Origin of the sequence: Pantoea sp. Seng, assembly GCF_009829935.1 — a bacterium.
Lineage (GTDB): Bacteria > Pseudomonadota > Gammaproteobacteria > Enterobacterales > Enterobacteriaceae > Pantoea > Pantoea communis.
Window position 1 is genome coordinate 1 of the sequence record NZ_SZZV01000047.1, and the last position, 1,258, is coordinate 1,258.

Annotated in this window: 1 protein-coding gene; it reads left to right on the forward strand. The window is 55.2% G+C overall.

Going from position 1 to position 1,258, the window contains the following annotated elements; all coding sequences use genetic code 11:
* Positions 1-86: 86 nt before the first annotated feature.
* Positions 87-1,258, forward strand: a 1,172-nt coding sequence (locus tag FD737_RS23640) for an IS4 family transposase (protein WP_160834700.1), incomplete at its 3' end; no start/stop codon positions are given.

Below are 1,258 nucleotides of genomic sequence, written 5' to 3' on the forward strand. Positions count from 1 at the left end.
AGGCCTAATGCCGATCAGTTAAGGATCAGTTGAACGATCCAGTGGCTGTGTAAGAATCCGGAAACGCTTCGTTTCCGGATTTTTTTATGCAGCTCAGTCAGGCCCTTGATATCGTCTCTCGTTACGATTCTCTTCGTAATCCTCTGAATACGCTCGCGGATGTTCTTGACCCTGCGCTCATCAGCCGCTGCCTTGAGGAAGCTGGCACGGTCACGCTCCGTAAGCGCAGACTCACTACAGATCTGATGGTCTGGTGTCTCATCGGCATGGCCCTTGAGCGCAAAGAATCCCTTCACGCCATCGTTAATCGCCTTGATATTCTTTTACCGGGAAACCGTCCTTTCGTTGCGCCCAGTGCCGTAGTGCAGGCAAGGCAGCGGCTGGGGGACGACGCTGTACGGCGGGTTTTCGAACAGAGCAGCGAGCTCTGGAATGCACAGACTTCCCACCCTGACTGGTGTGGTCTGACGCTGTACGCTGTTGACGGCGTTGTCTGGCGCACGCCAGAAACACCTGATAATGAGAAGGCTTTCGTCCGTTCAGGCACGGTGGCAGGCGCCTCTCCTTATCCGCAGGTTCGCATGGTCTGCCTGATGGAACTCACCAGCCATCTTATCAGCGGCGCCGCGATGGGCTGCCAGAACGAGAATGAGATGGTGCTGGCAGAAGGTCTCATTGAACGCGCGTGCGACAACAGCCTGACCCTCTTCGATAAGGGCTACACGTCATTCGGTCTGCTTAGCGCCTGGCATGAGGCCGGCGAAAATCGTCACTGGATGATAGCGGCACGTAAAGACCTGCAGTACGAAGAGGTACGTCGTCTGGGGAAGGGAGACATACTTATCCGGGTAAAAACCTCCGCTCATTCACGGAAGAAATGGCCACATCTGGCGGCGCACACAGAGATGAGGATGATAAGCCGGGAAATAAAAGGCCGGACGTGGCGGTTCCTGACGTCGATGACGGATGCGATGCGTTACCCGGGTAAAGAAATAGCGGATCTCTACAGTCATCGCTGGGAGATAGAGCTGGGATATCGTGAAATAAAGCAGGGTCTCCAGGACAGCAGGCTCACGCTTCGCAGCAGGAAGCCGGAGATGATAAGGCAGGAGCTGTGGGGCGTGCTGCTGGCCTACAATCTGGTGAGATATCAGATGATAAGAATGGCCTCAACGCTGAAGGGATACTGGCCTAACCAGCTCAGCTTCAGGGAATCGACAGCGTGGGTGATGAAACTGCTCTGGACACTTGAAGGCGC